At 40.1% G+C, this 17,927-nt stretch carries 15 protein-coding genes; 5 read left to right on the forward strand and 10 right to left on the reverse strand.

The features are described 5' to 3' along the window. Positions 1 to 18 precede the first annotated feature (18 nt). The 6 genes from pstB to ACFFRD_RS32030 all read right to left on the reverse strand — a co-directional run bounded on the left by pstB (position 19) and on the right by ACFFRD_RS32030 (position 6,242). Positions 19 to 798 carry a phosphate ABC transporter ATP-binding protein PstB gene (gene pstB, locus ACFFRD_RS32005; protein WP_392479823.1) on the reverse strand — a complete coding sequence of 260 codons (780 nt, stop codon included), beginning with the start codon at positions 796 to 798 and terminating at the stop codon, positions 19 to 21. Between the two features lie 193 nt (positions 799 to 991). Next, the gene (gene pstA / locus ACFFRD_RS32010; protein ID WP_392479825.1) at positions 992 to 1,873 is read right to left on the reverse strand and encodes a phosphate ABC transporter permease PstA; all 882 of its coding nucleotides are present in this window, start codon (positions 1,871 to 1,873) and stop codon (positions 992 to 994) included. Between the two features lie 52 nt (positions 1,874 to 1,925). Then, entirely contained in the window at positions 1,926 to 2,903 is a 978-nt protein-coding gene (gene pstC / locus ACFFRD_RS32015) for a phosphate ABC transporter permease subunit PstC (protein WP_392479826.1), read from the reverse strand. A gap of 324 nt (positions 2,904 to 3,227) precedes the next feature. After that, positions 3,228 to 4,271 carry a phosphate ABC transporter substrate-binding protein PstS gene (gene pstS, locus ACFFRD_RS32020; RefSeq protein WP_392479828.1) on the reverse strand — a complete coding sequence of 348 codons (1,044 nt, stop codon included), beginning with the start codon at positions 4,269 to 4,271 and terminating at the stop codon, positions 3,228 to 3,230. Positions 4,272 to 4,617: 346 nt separating this feature from the next. Then, positions 4,618 to 5,187 carry a Uma2 family endonuclease gene (locus ACFFRD_RS32025; RefSeq protein WP_392479829.1) on the reverse strand — a complete coding sequence of 190 codons (570 nt, stop codon included), beginning with the start codon at positions 5,185 to 5,187 and terminating at the stop codon, positions 4,618 to 4,620. A 101-nt stretch (positions 5,188 to 5,288) separates the two neighbouring features. Then, complete coding sequence (locus ACFFRD_RS32030; RefSeq protein WP_392479831.1) at positions 5,289 to 6,242, reverse strand: stage II sporulation protein M; 954 nt, start codon at positions 6,240 to 6,242, stop codon at positions 5,289 to 5,291. An 80-nt stretch (positions 6,243 to 6,322) separates the two neighbouring features. Between ACFFRD_RS32030 and ACFFRD_RS32035 the strand changes: the two genes are divergently transcribed. Then, entirely contained in the window at positions 6,323 to 7,168 is an 846-nt protein-coding gene (locus ACFFRD_RS32035; protein ID WP_392479833.1) for a hypothetical protein, read from the forward strand. Positions 7,169 to 7,213: 45 nt separating this feature from the next. Beyond that, positions 7,214 to 7,999 (forward strand): RDD family protein, encoded by a 786-nt coding sequence (locus ACFFRD_RS32040; RefSeq protein ID WP_392479834.1) that lies wholly within the window; start codon positions 7,214 to 7,216, stop codon positions 7,997 to 7,999. A gap of 278 nt (positions 8,000 to 8,277) precedes the next feature. On the opposite strand, the gene ACFFRD_RS32045 is transcribed toward ACFFRD_RS32040, so the two are convergent. Beyond that, positions 8,278 to 9,069, reverse strand: coding sequence for a DUF1868 domain-containing protein (locus ACFFRD_RS32045; RefSeq protein WP_190934369.1), 792 nt, complete (start codon positions 9,067 to 9,069; stop codon positions 8,278 to 8,280). A 172-nt stretch (positions 9,070 to 9,241) separates the two neighbouring features. On the opposite strand from ACFFRD_RS32045, the gene holA reads away from it, so the two are divergent. Both holA and ACFFRD_RS32055 read left to right on the forward strand, forming a co-directional pair. After that, a complete protein-coding gene (gene holA / locus ACFFRD_RS32050) occupies positions 9,242 to 10,231 on the forward strand; it encodes a DNA polymerase III subunit delta (RefSeq protein ID WP_392479837.1) in 990 nt (329 codons plus the stop codon). Between the two features lie 109 nt (positions 10,232 to 10,340). Continuing rightward, the gene (locus ACFFRD_RS32055; RefSeq protein WP_392479839.1) at positions 10,341 to 10,823 is read left to right on the forward strand and encodes a DUF4168 domain-containing protein; all 483 of its coding nucleotides are present in this window, start codon (positions 10,341 to 10,343) and stop codon (positions 10,821 to 10,823) included. A gap of 194 nt (positions 10,824 to 11,017) precedes the next feature. Here ACFFRD_RS32055 and ACFFRD_RS32060 read toward each other — a convergent pair whose 3' ends face one another. After that, positions 11,018 to 11,629, reverse strand: coding sequence for a LuxR C-terminal-related transcriptional regulator (locus ACFFRD_RS32060; protein ID WP_392479840.1), 612 nt, complete (start codon positions 11,627 to 11,629; stop codon positions 11,018 to 11,020). Positions 11,630 to 12,273: 644 nt separating this feature from the next. Between ACFFRD_RS32060 and recR the strand changes: the two genes are divergently transcribed. Further along, positions 12,274 to 12,831, forward strand: a complete 558-nt coding sequence (gene recR / locus ACFFRD_RS32065; RefSeq protein WP_242060742.1) for a recombination mediator RecR — start codon at positions 12,274 to 12,276, stop codon at positions 12,829 to 12,831. A gap of 177 nt (positions 12,832 to 13,008) precedes the next feature. Here recR and ACFFRD_RS32070 read toward each other — a convergent pair whose 3' ends face one another. Together ACFFRD_RS32070 and ACFFRD_RS32075 are read right to left on the reverse strand one after the other, a co-directional pair. Next, the gene (locus ACFFRD_RS32070) at positions 13,009 to 16,965 is read right to left on the reverse strand and encodes a tetratricopeptide repeat protein (protein WP_392479842.1); all 3,957 of its coding nucleotides are present in this window, start codon (positions 16,963 to 16,965) and stop codon (positions 13,009 to 13,011) included. Positions 16,966 to 17,135: 170 nt separating this feature from the next. Continuing rightward, positions 17,136 to 17,822: a hypothetical protein gene (locus ACFFRD_RS32075; protein ID WP_392483219.1), complete on the reverse strand. Its 687-nt coding sequence runs from the start codon at positions 17,820 to 17,822 to the stop codon at positions 17,136 to 17,138. Positions 17,823 to 17,927 lie beyond the last annotated feature (105 nt).

A 17,927-nucleotide genomic window follows, 5' to 3' on the forward strand; every position in this document is an offset into this window, starting at 1 on the left:
GTCACGCTAGAACATACCTTAACCGAAACGCCCTGAAATGTAGTCGCGAGTGCGAGGGTCTAGTGGATTGTTAAAGATTTGCTCTGTAGCGCCAAATTCAACCATTTGACCAATGCGAGTTTCGTCGGTGCTAAAGAAAGCCGTAAAATCAGAAACGCGGGCGGCTTGCTGCATATTGTGGGTAACGATCGCAATTGTCAACTCAGACTGTAAGCTATGAAGGAGTTCCTCAACTTTCATGGTGGCAATGGGGTCAAGAGCCGAGCATGGCTCATCCATCAGCAGAACTTTCGGCTTAACTGCTAAAGCGCGGGCAATACATAATCTTTGTTGTTGACCACCAGAAAGCCCTAAAGCTGATTTATCGAGCTTATCTTTCACTTCATCCCAAAGAGCAGCGCTTTTAAGGGCAGATTCAACAATTTCATCTAATTCTAATTTTGAATTCCTACCTGCTATTCTCATACCGTAGGCAACATTTTCGTAAATGCTTATCGGAAAAGGATTCGGTTTTTGAAACACCATACCAATTTGGCGGCGTAATCGGTTGATGTTGACACGAGGATCGTAAATATTCTGACCAAAAAATTCTACATGTCCTTCAACTTTTACAGGCCCTTCTAATTCGCTAATGCGATTAAGAATTTTGATGAAGGTAGATTTACCACAACCACTAGGGCCAATAATTGCAGTTACTTGTTTTTGATAAATATCTATTGATACCTTTTCAATTGCTTTTGTTGTGCCATAGTAAAAGCTGATATTTTTAACTTTGATAGCTGGAATTAGGTTACTCATGCTTGATTAAGGTGTGAAATAAAAATTATAAAAACAGAATTCAGGAGTCAGGATTAAGACGAAATTATATAATAGTAATAGGAAACGATCAAATATATTTTAATTTTCTACTATTACTATTTAATAGTTTTAAATTAGTATAAAATCTGAATTATCTACTAACTAATTCTGACTTCTGAATTCTGTATTCTGCTCATTTTATTCTTCTCTGTCTAATAACTAAGCGAGAAATAATACTGACACATAAAATTAAGCCGAGTAAAACTATAGAAGTAGTCCATACCAATTGGCTTTTTTCTGGGTCAGGGTCGTTGTAGAGGTTAAAAATCAATACTGGTAAAGAAGCTGTTGGACTTAACAATCCTTCTGACCAATCTAGACTAAATAAAGCGGTAAAAATTAAGGGTGCTGTTTCACCAGCAGCACGAGCTACAGCTAATAAAATGCCTGTAGTAATTCCGGGGATTGCAGTAGTGACAACAATGCGAAAAGTAGTTTGGAAGCGAGTTCCACCTAAAGCAGCAGAGGCGAGGCGTTGAGATGCAGGAATCAGTTTTAAGGATTCTTCTGTTGTCAGTATAATCACAGGTAGCATAATCACAGCTAAAGCAAAACCACCTGCGATCGCACTAAATCCTTTAGTTACTAGAACTATTATGCCATAAGCGAATACACCTACAACAATTGAAGGCACACCTGTAAGAATGCTGCTGATAAAACGTACAAGACTAGCAATTGTGTTACTTTGTCCAAATTCTGCCAAGAAAATTCCTGTCATAATCCCTGTGGGAATGCTTAAAATAGCACCAATTATCACCATGATTATGGTTCCCAGGATGGCATTGCCAAAGCCATTATCAATCACTGCTTTGACAAACATTTCCGATTTGAGTCCAGATATTCCCCGGATGAAAATTTCCCACAAAATTGATAATAAAGGAATGAGTGCTAAACCTGTAAAACTAAAGGCGATCGCATTCATTGCATAAGTAAATATTAACCGCTCTGTTGGCAGAGGACTGCATAATTCTGCTACCAAAGATTCATCCCTTTCTGACTGGATGTAACCACTCATAATTTTTACAAATTTTGATTGATAAACGTCTTGCTACATTGATAAAAAAGTATCATTTGTTTTTCCTACCAACCCACTTCACCAATAGCACAGCGCCAATATTTACAGCTAGAGTCAACCCAAACAAAATCAATCCCAAATAGCTTAAAGCACCTATATGTAATCCCGGTTCAGCTTCAGCAAATTCATTAGCTAATACAGAGGGAATTGTATAAGCTGGATCGAGTAAAGAAGCGCTGATTTGAGCAGAGTTACCAATCACCATAGTGACAGCCATTGTTTCACCCAAAGCACGTCCTAAAGCAAGCATGGCTGCACTTACAATTCCAGAAAATCCCGATGGTAGCAAGACTCGAAAAATTGTTTCCCAACGAGTTCCACCCAAAGCCATAGATGCACTACGTAATTCTTTAGGGATAGCCATTAAGACATCACGGCTAATTGCTGCCATTGTGGGCAAAATCATGATGGCTAGAATAACTCCAGCAGTCAACATATTAGTCCCAGAAGGATCTTCTGTATTAAACAGTGGTATCCATTGAAAAGTGCTGGCTAGCCACTTTTGCAGAGGTTCTAAAACTGGAATAAAGACAAAAATCCCCCATAGACCAATAATTACACTGGGAATTGCTGCAATTAATTCCACAACAAATGCTAGGATGGTTCGCAGCGATGTAGGTAAGAAATTTTCACTCGTGACTAAGGCTACTGCCATTCCCACCGGGACAGCAAATAAAATAGCGATCGCACTACTTACCAGAGTTCCATAAATATAGGGGAATGCACCAAAAATCTGATTACCTGTATCCCAATCTTTTCCCCACAAAAACCCCAGTCCAAACTGCTTGATGGCTGGTAGAGCTTCTGAGAAAATTACCCAACTCATCAAAAATAGTACTGCAACAGTAATCACGGCAAAAAAGTATACTAGCCGTGTAAAACCTTGGTCAAACCAGAAGTTTGCACCACTGACACCTGTTAGATTGAAACTTTCATCGCCTAGATTTGAATCATCTGATGAATTTGCCATTACAAATCAATAAAATAGATTTTTGATTACTACTAGAGCGAGTTATTAACTTACTCTCGTAGGAAAGGAAATTAGTAAGATAATCCCCATATTTTCTCTTTTTAAGAGAGAACATTAAAATCCCCCTTTTTAAGTGGATTGGGGGATATTCTCTACGTAAGTTCTAAAGTTGTGTAGGTTGGTTTGAGGAACGAAACCCAACATTTTCATAGCTTTGTTGGGTTGCGATTTGCTTCACCCAACCTACAATTTTTATTAACCCAAACGTATTGCTTTTTAAGTTGGTTGGGGGATATTTTCTACGTAAGTCCTAAAGTTTGCAAATTAAGGTTTGATAGAACTATTCACTGTTTGAAGCACCCGATTCGCTACATTAGATGGAATTTTGGTGTAGTTGAGGTCATCGTTATACTGTTGACCGTCCTTCAATACCCAATTAATCCATTTCTTAATTGCATCAGCTTTAGCAGCATTAGCATACTGTTTGTAAACCATCATCCAAGTAAGACCAACAATGGGATAACCTTGTCCTGGATCTCCTACAAAAACACGGTAGTTGTCTGGGAAAGTAACAGTTGCTAAAGCCGCATTTGCAGATTGTAAAGAAGGAGCAACAAATTCTCCTTTCTTATTTTGTACCAGTGCTGATTTGAGGTTGTTTTGGACAGCGTAGCTATATTCTACATAACCGATAGAACCAGGAGTCCGAGCTACTATAGCAGCTACGCCTGGATTTCCTTTGCCTTTGAGGACATTTGGCAAATTCCATTTTGGAGCAGTGTTAGCTCCAACTCTGCCTTTAAAATAGCCACTGATAGCACTCAAGTGATTAGTAAAAATGAAAGTTGTACCGCTACCATCAGCACGAACAGCAAATTTAATTGTTTGATTTGGTAGATTAGCACCTGGATTATCAGCTTTAATTTTCGCGTCATCCCATTTGGTAATTTGACCTGAATAAATTGCTGGTAGTGTAGCGCGGGACAATTTGAGATCGTTAACACCCGGAAGATTGTAAACAACAGAAACAGCACCGCCTGCTGTGGGTACTAAGATTGCACCGTTCTTGACTTTAGCAATTTCATCATCTTTCATTGCAGCATCACTACCACCAAAGTCAACGGTTCCAGCGATGACTTGACGAATACCGCCGCCACTACCAATTGCTTGATAGTTAATTTTCAAGTCTGGATATTTCTTCTTCACTTCACGAGCATACCGTTCGTAAAGCGGAGCCGGAAAAGTTGCTCCTGCACCATTGAGAGTTTCAGCTTGTGCGATCGCACTAAAAAATGGACTAAGTGCAACAGAAGTTGTCACCAATGAAGTAGCAACGACACGATTCAAGGTGGTGGTCGAAAAAATCATATTACCTCTGATTAAAGGAATATCTTCCTGCTGTAATTCCAGCCTTAATCAAGGTACATTTGTCATGGTTAAACTTTCTTTAACAATTGATAAATAAAAAATTAAGATGCGTTTAAATCTTAATTTAAAATATTTTTTACTTGTTGATATTTGATTGATTAAATTAGTTAGGAAAAAGATGCCAATAAAAACTTAAACAATTAAAAATGAGTAAATCACTAAACTTAAAAAATATAACTTTGCTAGAAAATGGATAAAAATCTGTGTTTATCGGTTAGTACGGTGATGATGCGTTTTGGCATATTTTCAGTGCAAGAATAGTAAGTTGGCCTGAACAAAATATTTGTTACGCAGTCACCTTTAACCATCCAAAAATATCACCTACCGTCAACTGTAACCCCTGACAAAATTCTGGCACTGGTAAAACAGACTCAATTTCCTCAAAAGGTAAAGGTTGTTGTCCCGCAGGATAAGCAGCAATGAATCGCTCATCAGGATCAATTAACCAACCCATTTGAGTCCCATGATTAAGTGCGTGTAAGATTTTTTTTGTAACTTTTGTATGGCTTTGTTCGGGTGAGAGAATTTCGATTATCCAGTCGGGTGCTACAGTAAATGTATTGGCAATATCACCATTTTCATCTACGGGAAGCCTTGCCCAAGAAAATACAGCGACATCGGGAACTATAGAACGTCCTGCAAAAGTGCAACGCAATTCTGGAAAAGCCCAACCCATTTTTTGGACTTTGATAACAGAATTGATTGTGGGACATAGTTCTCCTTGAATGGTGCTATGTTTTCCTTGAGGCATAGGTTTTGGAATGATTTTCCCATCGATGTATTCGCAATACGGTTTTGTTTCTGGTAGTGCGATAAACTCTTCTAGGGTCAATATTTTATTTGATATTTGTACCATGATTATCCTAGCTTCAACTTATAATACTTTTTGACATCGTTAGAATTTATCTTATTCTAAAATATTTTTCAATTTACCAATCCGTAAACATCTAAATTATTTCATGATTTTTTGCGCCTACAATACATTACCAAAAGTATAAATAATCCCATTCCTGCCAAATATTTAATTGCATCAGGTATGCTCGGATTAGGTGAAAAAAAGCCTTCGATCGTACCAGCAATAATTAACATTGGTACAATGCCAAATACGAGCTGCACCGCCTGAGAACCATAAAATTTCAGTGCATCTCCACGGCGATATTTACCAGGAAATAAAATTGCTCTTGCTAATAAAAATCCTGCACCCCCAGCAAAAAAGATTGCGGGTAATTCCAAGGAACCATGCGGAAATACAAAGGCCCAAAAAGGATAAGCCAGATTATTTTGACCAACTAAAGTGCCAACAGCACCAATTAATAAGCCATTAAAAATCATCAAATAGGCTGTATATAGTCCGACGGTGATGCCACCGGCAACAGCACCAAAGGATACTGACAGATTATTGATTGTGATACTGCTGGATGCCAGAGGTTCAACACCGACAATCGACCCCATCCATAATTTATGCTCATCTCGCACTTTGGTAATTAAACTTTCAGGTACGATCAAAGCCATAAAGCTGGGGTTTTGCCAAGAATACCACCAAGCCACTAGTGCCCCCAGTAAGAACAGTGCGGTGGCTACAGCAATATATGCAAATGTTTTCTGGACTACATCTGGTAATCCCCATTTGTAAAATTCTAAAATTGCCTGCCATTCCTGTCGCCGCGAACCTTGGTAAATCTGCGTATAGGCACGAGTTGTTAAAGATTGTAAACCTTGTATCAAAGTATTGCCGATTTGCTGGGTACGGGCACGAGCCAAATCTGCCGCTACTGAACGATATAAACTCGCTAATTCTCTAATTTCTGCTGCCTTTAGAGACTTTAGCCCTCTTTTTTCTATCTGCTTTAATAAGGCATCCAGACGTTGCCAATTTGGTTCTCGTCGCGCAATCCAACGTTGAATATTCATGAATTTTGGGAACACTGAGTTTAACTTAGCTTAAGATAGCCTCAAATTGATCTCCGTAGTTTCAAGGGAAATTTGCCATTATGTCTGAAAATTTTGGATCTTCCGGCCAGATACAACCACTGAGTGTAGGAAATGTTGTCAGTGCTGCGGTGCGATTGTATCGTTCTCATCTTAAGACTTATTTGAAACTGGCTGCGATCGCTCACTTGTGGGTTCTCCTTCCGATTTATGGCTGGGCAAAATATGCAGCCATCTCTGGACTAATTTCACGCTTGGCTTTTGGAGAATTGATTTACCAACCTGAAAGTGTCCAAGCCGCCAGCAGCCATGTTAATCCGCGTCTCTGGTCATTTTTAAGAGTTGGTTTTCAGGTAGGAGTATCTTTGCTGCTAGTTTATTTAGGATTGGCGATCGCAGGTGGTATTCTGTCTGCTTTGCTAGTAGCGTTATTGGGAGGGATATTAGGTACTGCGGGTGTTATAGTCACAACCACATTGACAATAATTTTAATGGTAATTATTTTACTGTTGGGACTAACCTGGTTCTACTCTCGTTGGATAGTAGCTGAGGTACCGCTAGCAGTTGAAGAAAATGTTAATGGTGGCGAAAGTGTTGCTAGAAGTTGGGAGTTAACTAAAGCCTCGGTACTTCGCATTCAGGGCGTTGTTTTAGTTGCTTTTTTCGTTACACTGCCATTGGTGTTTGTATTAAACTATGTACCTAGCTTATTCCTCATCAAGCTTGAGCCTGGTACTGTCATCTACGGAATTGTGTATTTTATTTCTGTGATTGGCAGCTTAGTAGGTGGAGTTTTGATCATGCCATTCTGGCAAGCACTAAAAGCTGTTTTATACTTGGACTTGCGGACTCGGCGTGAAGGTCTGGGTTTGCAGTTAAGACAACCTCCTACACAAGATTTTCGTTAACTCAACGCCTTAATTCAACTCTATTAATTTTCAATTGGTTAAAATATGCGCTTTTTTAATCGCATCACATTCCAGACTCCAGAAAGTGTAGAGTTGGAATTTACTTTAGCGGGAATTGGTAATCGAGCTTTAGCGCTGCTGATTGACTATACAGTGTTGGGTATAACTTTGCTTCTGTTTGTCCTTACCTGGACTGTCTTTTCAACGCAGCTGGTAAATTTTCTTGAAGACTTGTTTACGAGTTTACCAAGTTTAGACATTTGGTTATTAGCAATTTTCTTCATTATTGCCTTTGCAATTTACATCAGCTATTTTGTATTTTTTGAAACCTTATGGTTTGGGCAAACCCCTGGTAAACGGGTTGCTAAAATTCGCGTAGTTCGAGATGATGGCAGGCTCATTGGGTTACAACAAGCAACTCTCCGTTCCCTACTACGACCCTTTGATGAGACTTTATTTATTGGCGCTTTTTTAATTATGTTCGGTAGTCGTGAAAAGCGTTTAGGTGATTTGGCTGCCGGTACAATTGTAATTCAAACTGAAACACCCATTGCATCTGCGACATTGACAATTTCAGAACAGGCAAAGGAACTTCATGAACAGTTAATCCAAATCGCCGATTTATCGAAATTATTGCCCGATGATTTTGCAGTTATTCGTGAATATTTGCAGCGACGGGCTGCAATGTCCTTAAAGGCAAGAGCCTCACTATCTCTAAAGTTAGCCGAGCAAGTAGTGGCTATTATTAATTTGGAGAACTTGCCAGAAGCTGTTACACCTGATGTATTTTTAGAAGCTGTTTATCTCGTGTATCAAGAACCTAAATTTTAGGCGAGAGATTTTATTTACAGCATTGACAAAAAGTTAAGTTTACCTGAAAGACAAAATCTTGAAGAAGAATTCAGAAGTCAGAATTCAGGAGTCAGAATCAAGACGCTCGATAGCGTAGCCATGCCAAAGGCTTATCGGACAGTCGTACAAAATTCATTCTGTTAGCGGTAGCGGGGCGTTTAGCCCATTCTGACTCCTGACTCCTGGATTCTGTTCGATAATCAGTAGTCAGTTGCCAGTGAGTGGAAACTACTGGCTACTAACTACTAACTAATGGCTTAAAAATCTAAAATCGGCCAGTCTGGTTCACGATAATAGTGTGTCATGTTGTCAAATTTTCGTAATTCAACACGATTGATCGAGAATTCTGGCAAATTAAACAGCCATTTTTCATTCAATTCCGAAAGATTTGTGCTGAAACTTGTGCGGTCTAAGTCAGATGAAACCTCCCCAAAATAGGCTAATGTAACATGGGCAGTGAAATGATAATGCTGCTCAATACCCAAGGCAATCAACTTGGGATTTTGATAAATTGTTCGGCGGAATTTAATAATTTCCTCATAGCAGCTTTCATCTTGAGGTACTAAACAAACAGCTATAGCTCTTGGCATCAGTATCAGTCCCAGCATTTGCCATTTAATCGGATGACTCCTATTTGTCATCAATTGTTGATATTGCTGAAACATTTCGGCTAAACAAGAGGGTAACTCCTCGTCAAATTTTGGATTCTTTTCGCGGGCATCAAGGTAAGCATGATCCCAAATTAAATCCGCTAAAGTTACATGGAAGCTAGCAGGAGGTACAGGTATAATCAAATTACGGTTTACAGGCAACTGCAAAAGTTCCTGTTGGTAAGTCTGTAATTTGGCATAGAAAGCAGAATTTTCTGATTCTTCTTCTGCCGCAGGCGTTGTAATTAGCGTATACCCAGGAAAAGACGCTGCTTCTCTCAAGCCAGAATTTAGCTGAAATTTAGAAGATTCCTGAATATGCTGGGCTTGGGATCTGTAGGCTTCTGGCAGCGTCAGTCGTGCTAACCGATTTAAGTAAGTTTGATAGTTGTCGTCCAATCTTCATAGCCTCACGCTCTCACTTGATAGATTTTAGGGAAAATTACCCCGAATAAGAGAATGATTTTAAAAGTATTTAGTTTTTGGGGCTGAGGAAGTTAGCAGTTAGGAGGTAGGAGTTTTAAGAATTCTTCTCCAATGCACCATTCTCCATGCCCAATGAGGTTTATCTATGCCAATCTATGTTTACTGGGGTGAAGATGATTTTGCGATGGAAAAGGCGATCGCTGTTTTGCGCGATCGCGTTCTCGATCCCAGTTGGATAAGTTTTAATTACACTGCATTCACCCCAGATCAAGCTGATGCTGCTATCCAGGGGTTAAATCAGGTGATGACACCCACTTTTGGCGCTGGTGGGCGCTTGGTATGGCTGATAAATACAACCCTGTGTCAGCACTGTCCAGAGAATGTCTTAGGGGAATTGGTGCGATCGCTATCTGTCATTCCCGAAAACTCATTTTTATTACTCAGCAGCCGCAACAAGCCAGATGAACGCCTCAAATCCACGAAATTGTTAAAACAATTTGCTACCGAATTCCGAGAATTTCCCCTCATCCCCCCTTGGAAAACCGAATTACTAGTGCAATCTGTTAATCAAGTAGCCCAGACTGTGGGCGTAAAACTGACTGCCAATACTGCCCAACTGTTGGCAGAATCCGTCGGAAATGATACGCGATTGCTCTACAATGAAATAGAGAAATTACGGTTATATGCCCACGGTAGCAATAAGCCTTTAGACGTAGATACCGTTACAAAGCTAGTAAGAAATACTACTCAAAATAGTTTACAATTAGCAGCAGCAATCAGAATAGGAGATACAGCGAAAGCTTTGACAACCTTGGCAGATATGATCAATGCTTCCGAGCCGGGATTACGGATAGTTGCCACATTGATTGGACAATTTCGCACCTGGCTATGGGTCAAGATTATGATAGAAAGTGGTGAGCGCAACCAACAAGCGATCGCTAGTGCTGCTGATATCGGTAATCCCAAGCGGATCTACTTCTTACAACAAGAAATCAAACTGCTTTCTGTGCAACAGTTAATCTCCTGCTTACCTCTACTATTGGAGTTAGAAGTGAGCCTCAAGCAAGGAGCATCAGAAATGTCAACATTTCAGACTAAAGTCATCGAACTTTGTCAAGTATGCCGAGGAAGTTGACAATCAAATATAAAAACTTGATGTATTGAACAGTTGCTGGAACTTCCAACTCCGAAAATAATTCAAAGTCCTTATAATATCCCTGATGTAGTTTTGTGTCACACACTATATGAATAAAATTTCCAATTTCTTTTCCCGATCCAGCCGAAAGCGAATCCTTTGCCAATCATTCTTTTTCGGCGCGATCGCTACTGCGAGTGTCATTTCTAACGCTTTTTCAGTTAATTCAAAAGCTTATGGTCAAACTGCATCACCAATAGCTAACAATACTCAAATTGACAGCTACGCTCAAGCAGTGCTAGCAATGGAACCAGCGCGTCAAAAGGCTTTTGAAACCATTAAAAACCTTATTGGCAATGGAGAAGTTCCCAAAATTGTTTGTAACGATTCTAACAGCATAAACGGTCTTCCGAGAAAGGCTCAAGATATCGCAGTAAATTACTGTAATAGCTCTCAAAAAATTGTCCAAGATAATGGTTTGAGCATTGATCAGTTTAACAAAATCACTGTAGAACTACAAAATAACGATCTTTTAAAACAGCAGGTTTACAATACCTTATTACGTCTGCAAAAAACCCCTGATTCTCCTTAGTTAAAATCTGCATCAACACTAAAATTAGGCAGGATTGGGGTTAAAATAACTACCCTTGTATGAAAGCAAGGGCTAGTATTTTTATTTAAAGAACAATCAAAGATTGATTCATAAAATACTTGTTTGTGGATAATAGGTTAATAATTAATAATCTATTGAATTTTACGAATCGATTTTTATTACCGTCCTATCATTCAATTATCAGAAAAGCTTGCTTGTCGCTTAGTGTGAATATTTTTCATGTGCTTCTTCACGGTGTTTATGGTGATGTAAAGCTTCATAGCAATTTCTTTATAGCTGTAGTTGCTTCTATAGAGAAACCAAATTTCAGCTTCTCGTGGCGTGAGGTCAAATTTTTTAACTTCAGTGAGTGCTACATTTTTTACAGACTCATACTGGTTTTCTATGGTAACTAATAAGCAAGGCACTTCAAACCCATCTAAATCTAGCAGTCTCACCCTAATCCGAAAAATATTTGACTTATCAAGTACAATTTCATCCGACAAAATCAGAAGTTTATCAGAAAACAAATTCCGACTACTGAGTAAAGATTCACAAAGATTCCAGATAGCTGGTGGTACAAAATTTGGGTTGAAATTGTCTTGATTGAATTGACAACAAAGGCGATTAGCAGACGCATTACTATGTACTACTTCACCACTTTGGGTTAAAATTAATATACCGTCTTCTAAGCCTTCAATTACTTCTTGTAAAAAATTAGCTCGCTTCGAGTTAAGTAAATCAATATTCTCTAGCTGTTCTGGTTCTGCTACTGTTTTTACTAATGTCTTTGTTAGGGCAATCATAGGAGATAAATTAATGTATAAAATAGTGCTTGTTTGTTAGATTCGTGCAACTTGGAAGATGTACTAATCTATTTTTCGGATGATTATCTGAATAAATTGGGTGAATATTGCAGACTAATCACACTCATGAAAGTAAGTACAAGTGTTATTTCTAAAACAAACTCCTGAGAATACTCAATCAACAATTCATCTATTTTGTTTGAATTAATTTAGGTTATACATTTTAAATACAACTCTGAAATAGCCTATTTCGGAAGACGCAAAATTTAATTTGGCTAGACTTTGCCTCGCTACGCTAAGGTGTCATTGCTAGATTAATTGTCTAAAATCAAACGTATTGTTTTGTTGAATGTAAGCCACTTCCACAAAATAGCTATCACCCCAATAAATAAAAATTATTCAGATGTAAATAAAAATATACACACAAATATTTTTATGTGCGTGTATTTACTAAGTATGCTAAATTGCAGAGTAAATTTTACATTGATTAAAGTAAGCGATCGCAGGTAGGCTCAAAAGCTTCCATAATAAACGCCATACCAGACAGATGGAAGTACCTGAAAAATGTCATCATAGTTAAGGTAAGACATTCTGGAGATAAGACAACGGTTTACGCACGCCCTTTAGCACGGTTAATTGAGCAATTGCAACGCCTGCCGGGAGTTGGCCCTAAATCTGCCCAAAGACTGGCTTTGCATATTTTGAAGCGTCCAGAAGCAGAAGTAGAAGCTTTGGCACAAGCTTTAATTGAAGCCAAAAAACAGATAGGCTTGTGTTCTGTTTGCTTTCACTTATCTGCTGAACCTGTTTGTGAAATCTGTCGCAATGCCAACCGTGACAACAATACTATCTGTGTCGTAGCAGATCCACGCGATGTAATTGCGCTGGAAAAAACCCGCGAATACAAAGGCAAATATCACGTTTTGGGTGGGGTGATTTCTCCAATTGATGGAATTGGGCCAGAACAGCTGAATATACTGGCTTTACAGCGACGGGTAAATCAACAAAAACCTCAAGAAGTTATTCTGGCAATTAGTCCGAGTATAGAAGGGGAAACAACAACACTATATATAGGTCAGCTACTGAAACCATTTACCAAGGTGACGCGGATTGCCTTTGGTTTGCCTGTAGGTGGTGATTTGGAATACGCCGACGAAGTGACCCTGGCAAGGGCATTGGAAGGACGCAGAGAGTTAGATTGAGGTTAATTCAAAGGTTTATAAACTAATAGGACTTACGCAAGAACTCTCTGAAACTCTTATTTCTCCGTGTCCTCTGGGCCCTCTGTGGTTCTTTTTTTCATGATTTTGCGTAAGTCCTGACTAAAAGTAAAAATTTTAAGGTAGGGGCAATTCATGAATTGCCCCTACCTCAAAGTATTAATTAGGCTTACCCGTAATCGTAAATGCTGCCCAGTAGTAAGGATGATTATAAAGATTTTTATCCGATGCCATTTTACTATTTCTATATAGTTGCGTTGCTAAATAAGTTTGAATTCGTAATTCTTCAGGATGCAGATTATTCAAAATATCTTCATACCATTTTGTCAGTTCTCCAGCAGTTAGTTCTTTCAGCCACCTTGTTGCTTCCGCTAAGGCAGTAACTGCTGATTTATTAAGCTGTAATCTCCGATAAAACTCTATCATTACTAAGGCACTAGCTGAAGATTCTACACTCCAGAGAGTACTAACTATATGAGGCACACCCTGACTTACAAAACCACTGGCTAAACTCACATATTCACTGCTGATAGTGTGGTTGTTAGTACTTAAATTTTCACACGCAGAGAGAGTAATCAGGTTGTAAGTTGATAGATTGTGCTGATAGATTTCATCTAGAGTTAGTTTTTCTTCACCTGCTAATGCTAATTCTGACTTTTTGGGTTCAGCTAAATTATTAGTGACATGACCTGTAAAATGAAAAATATTGTAATTATCAAACAAGGCATTTTCCACAATATTTTTTGTAGCTTCTGCTCCCTGAATTCGTTGAATATTATTGAACATCTGGCTCACAACTTCAGATTCAAGTTTGGCAAATTTTAATGGAGGATAACCTGCACTTTCAGGATGTTCAACACTGAGCAATAACTGATTTTGCCATTGCAAAATATCTTCAGTTCTTATTGATAAACCTATTTGGGCACTGGGTAAATAGGTGACGGTGAAATTGGACTCCACATTCGGCAACTCTTCCTGGGATGGGGAAGAAAGATGGAAAAGGGTATGAATGGGCAATCTGTACAAGTCGCGGTGAGGAATTAAAACCAGTTGGGTGATGCCTTCGAGTTCCTGGGCAATTGTGGAAATATTCAAGATGCCATACAACTGCACCAGCTTCTGTTCCATATCCACTCGCCAAGAATGCTGGCTTTTACTTTCTTTGTCTTGGGCTGTGGTGCGATATTCTTGGTATTGTTGATGCCAATCTTCTAGCCAAGTTTCAAATTCAATTAGGCGTTGCACTGCTTCAGGTAGCGGCAATTCATTGAGACGAATAGCGTCTTCTCCTAAAGGTATTGCCCCGGCATCTTGCATGGGTGTAAACAGCAGAATCGGTGATGGCGCTTGGTCTTTGAGAATGAAAGTATGTAGGGCGACTGGACTAATATGCCAGTAAATAATTGCTGTTGTGGGATTAAATAGTTGTTGAATTGCACCATAATGGGGCGAGTAAATATTATTATTCCAGCCAGAAAGTAGCCAGTTTAAACAAGCATTTTTGCCTTGTTCAGCAATTTCCCAAGCTTCAACTAAATCACCAGACTCTACTGCTAAATCAACTGCCAATTGATCAAAGCCTGCAAATTTCAAAGCTAGCTGTTTTTTACTTTCGTCTGAGCGAGTTTCTTCACTCAGCAATTGTCGCAATAAATCTGTACCACGTTGCAGCAATTCTTGAACTTGTGTTGTTTGTCCCAAACCCATCAGTACTTTGCTTAGAGATTGCAAAACCTCTAGGTGGAATAGGGGAAAATATTCTAGTGTTAGGGTTAACAGCGCCTGATGGTACTCAGATGCAGCTTTGCGCCAATAATCGCGGGGATTGGGATGTTTTTTGCCTTGATCGTAATAAGTATTAGCGATCGCCAGATGCAATCTACCCCAACCTTCTGGGTGGGTATCTGTCCGTAGATGTTTTAACCCTTCTTCGTAGCTGGCTAATTTTCCTTCGTAGCCACCCTGTTGCAAGTCGGGATTTGCCTCTGTGATCCTACTCGACAAATTCAGCAATGCTTCCGAGTTCACCAAATGACCGATCGCAGTTCCCCGACCAATCCAAGCTTCCCAATAATCTTGTTTAATTTCCAAAGCGTTGTCATAACAAGCGATCGCTTCGGCAAATTGTTCTAAATAAAACAGCGCTACTGCCTGATTATACCAAGCTAGGTGGAAGTCGGGTTTGATGGCGATCGCTTGGCGATAGGAAGCGATCGCTTCTTGGCGACGACCTAAGTTGTCTAATGCTATACCTCGGTTGTACCAAGCTAAGTAGAAGTCGGCTTGAACTGAAAGGGCTTTATCCCAGGAGGCGATCGCTTCTGACCACCTTCCTAAATTAAACAGCACTACACCCCGGTCTATCCAAACTTCGTGGTACTCTGGGTTAATTTCTAGGGCTTTGTCGTAGGATATAATCGCCTCTGCAAATTGTTCGCCTACAGCTAGGGCTATCCCTCGGTGATACCAGTTTTCTTGGTCTTCTGGTTCCAATTGCAGCGCTTGATCGTAACTATAAATAGCTTCTGGTAGCCAACCTAACTTCAGTAGCGCCAAACCCTTGCTAGACCAAGCTTCTTGGTAGTCTGCCTTGACTTCTATGGCTTTGTCAAAAGAAGCGATCGCTTCTTCAAAATATCCTAATTCTCCGAGAGTTCCACCCCGGTTATACCAAGCTTTGTAGAAGTCGGGTTTCAGTTCTATGGCGGTTTCGTAAGATGCGATCGCTTCTTCAAAACGTTCTAAATGGAACAGTGTCAAGCCTCGATTAAACCAATACTCTGAGACTTCAGGTTGAAGTTCAATAGCTTGATCGTAAGATGCGATCGCGCCTAACAAATCACCTGTTTTCGCTTGGCTTAGACCTTGGTAAAACCATCCTTGAGCGTTGGTAATCGGATTATCGCTATGTCGCTCAATAATACCGGGAGAATTACTGCTTTGAACTGCCAAGTTAGAAGCAAGCTGCTGGACTAAATTGGTACTTTGATCCAATTTCACCCACAACTCATCTAATGTATTAGCTACATTTGGCTCTAAATTTGTCAAAGCACTATCCCAATTTTCCACCGAGGGAGAAGTTGTTAATTCACTTCTTGGCCTAGTAGAAAGGAGATTTACTCCTGTTGTACTTTGAACAACTTCTTCATCATCGAACCGCAGTTGGGCTAACGAGGTGATTGAATCTTCCTTTGCGGGGAGAGGGAGATTTGCGGGTATTGTGGCTTGGGTTTCTTCCCTTTCATACTCCAATACCAGTTCCTCTAAATTTTCGGTGAATCTTTCTTCAAAAGAGACATTTTCAGGTGCTGAGGTGATTGGTTCAACAGCTGGCACATCATATTCCCATAACTGCTCACCTAAGCTACGAATTAGCTCTTGCCCAGGCGAAATTGGGATAATTTCTTCATCGGTTGTGATTTCTACAACATCTGGCTCATCATACTCCCATAACTGCTCGCCTAAATTACGGATCAGTTCTTCCCCAGGAGTGATTTCTACGACATCCGGCTCATCATACTCCCATAACTGCTCGCCTAAATTACGGATCAGTTCTTCCCCAGGAGTAGTTTCTATGACATCTGGCTGATCATGCTCCCATAACTGCTCGCCTAAATTACGGATCAGTTCTTCCCCAGGAGCAATTTCTACCCCATATTGTTCAGGAGTAATTTCTAAGTCCGCTTCTGGATAATTCTCCTCATCCTCTATCTGTGTAGGTGAGTTTTGCATCATGCGGATGCCAATGTCATAAGCAACATCTCCAATTCTGCCAACACCAAGTTCCCCCAATTGCACCATCTGTGATGCTAAAAGAGGATTCGGTGCAGGTGAAGCTAGTAAGCTTTCACCAAACATCACCAACCAATCTATCCAGCGTTCAGCCGGAATCCGATTTTCAACCCGTTGCAGATACCTCAATGCCCACTGTCGTCCTCGTGCTTGATGCACGCCTTCTAACAATTGGATAAACAATTGTTCCAGATCCGCATTGGTTAGTTCTGGTAGTACCTCCACCAGATTGTGTCCTCTCGCACCCTTGAGAGAACTAGCCTGCTTACTTTCAATGAGGCGCTTTAAAAGCCTTTTAAGCGACTGCGATATCCGCCTGAGCATCTGCCACACTATTGGATTTTGTTTTTCTAGATTGTAGCCATCGTTGTGTTAAAAAAATCATCAATTACGTAAAAATCCATTAGATTGTGACGGCGCTTCCGTCGCAGGTTAGCAAAAAATATACCAAAATTCAAGAGTAAAGCATTACAACGTTACAATTCCCGATTCGACTAATTTTCTGTTTGCTCTGTAGTCGATTGACCAGCAGGATACAATTGATTGATCAATGCCTGGACAAGCAGTTGTGGATCATCTGTCTCAACGGCAAGCTGTTGAGCAATCTGCTGGCGTAAGTTTTCATCCTCTTGCAACATTACAAACAACTCTTCTAGGGTGACAGTTTGGTATTCTCCCTCTGGGGGATTCTCTGACGCATCTACTGACTCTGATATGGGGGCGGTTGTGTCAGATTGTAAAGTCGTGCTAAAAGCGTCTGGCCCTTCATATTCCCAAATTGGTTCGCCTTGATTGCGCGTCAACAACTGCATTCCAATACTATAGGCAACATCTCCGATTTCTCCGATATCCAACTCACCCAGTTGTACTAACCGTGCAGCTATTTCATTATTCGGTGTCGGTGATGCTAGCAATTTTTCACCAAAGCGCCCTAACCACTGAACCCAGTCTTCAGTAGTAATCCGATGTTCAATATTATGCAGCCACTTTTGCGCCCAGGCTTCCCCTCGTGCTTGATGTACTCCTTGCAATAGCTCGGTGAAGAGAAATTCCAGATCCGTATCGCTTAGGGGTGGGGCTGGTTCTTTTGGGATATTCCCTCTAGATTTTGAGACATTCTGTTTTCCACCGAACAAGCTCTGAAAAAGCTTTTTGAGCCATTGAAATAGCCGCTTGAGCATCTGCTGCACCATCGAGTTTTGCTTATCTATAAAATTGTAGCGATCGCACTGGACTATGGCGTTAGTTCTTTGTCATTTGTCATTTGTCATTAGTCATTGGTCATT

Origin of the sequence: Nostoc sp. C110, assembly GCF_043099725.1 — a bacterium.
In the GTDB taxonomy this organism is placed as follows: Bacteria; Cyanobacteriota; Cyanobacteriia; order Cyanobacteriales; family Nostocaceae; genus Nostoc; species Nostoc muscorum_A.

Coding starts and splice junctions, on each gene's coding strand:
- holA (WP_392479837.1), top strand. CDS start 9,242: ATGCCAATCTATGTTTACTGGGGTGAAGATGATTTTGCGATGGAAAAG.
- pstA (WP_392479825.1), bottom strand. CDS start 1,873: ATGAGTGGTTACATCCAGTCAGAAAGGGATGAATCTTTGGTAGCAGAA.
- ACFFRD_RS32035 (WP_392479833.1), top strand. CDS start 6,323: ATGTCTGAAAATTTTGGATCTTCCGGCCAGATACAACCACTGAGTGTA.
- ACFFRD_RS32055 (WP_392479839.1), top strand. CDS start 10,341: ATGAATAAAATTTCCAATTTCTTTTCCCGATCCAGCCGAAAGCGAATC.
- ACFFRD_RS32030 (WP_392479831.1), bottom strand. CDS start 6,242: ATGAATATTCAACGTTGGATTGCGCGACGAGAACCAAATTGGCAACGT.
- pstB (WP_392479823.1), bottom strand. CDS start 798: ATGAGTAACCTAATTCCAGCTATCAAAGTTAAAAATATCAGCTTTTAC.
- ACFFRD_RS32075 (WP_392483219.1), bottom strand. CDS start 17,822: ATGCTCAAGCGGCTATTTCAATGGCTCAAAAAGCTTTTTCAGAGCTTG.
- ACFFRD_RS32040 (WP_392479834.1), top strand. CDS start 7,214: ATGCGCTTTTTTAATCGCATCACATTCCAGACTCCAGAAAGTGTAGAG.
- pstC (WP_392479826.1), bottom strand. CDS start 2,903: ATGGCAAATTCATCAGATGATTCAAATCTAGGCGATGAAAGTTTCAAT.
- ACFFRD_RS32025 (WP_392479829.1), bottom strand. CDS start 5,187: ATGGTACAAATATCAAATAAAATATTGACCCTAGAAGAGTTTATCGCA.
- ACFFRD_RS32070 (WP_392479842.1), bottom strand. CDS start 16,965: ATGCTCAGGCGGATATCGCAGTCGCTTAAAAGGCTTTTAAAGCGCCTC.
- pstS (WP_392479828.1), bottom strand. CDS start 4,271: ATGATTTTTTCGACCACCACCTTGAATCGTGTCGTTGCTACTTCATTG.
- ACFFRD_RS32060 (WP_392479840.1), bottom strand. CDS start 11,629: ATGATTGCCCTAACAAAGACATTAGTAAAAACAGTAGCAGAACCAGAA.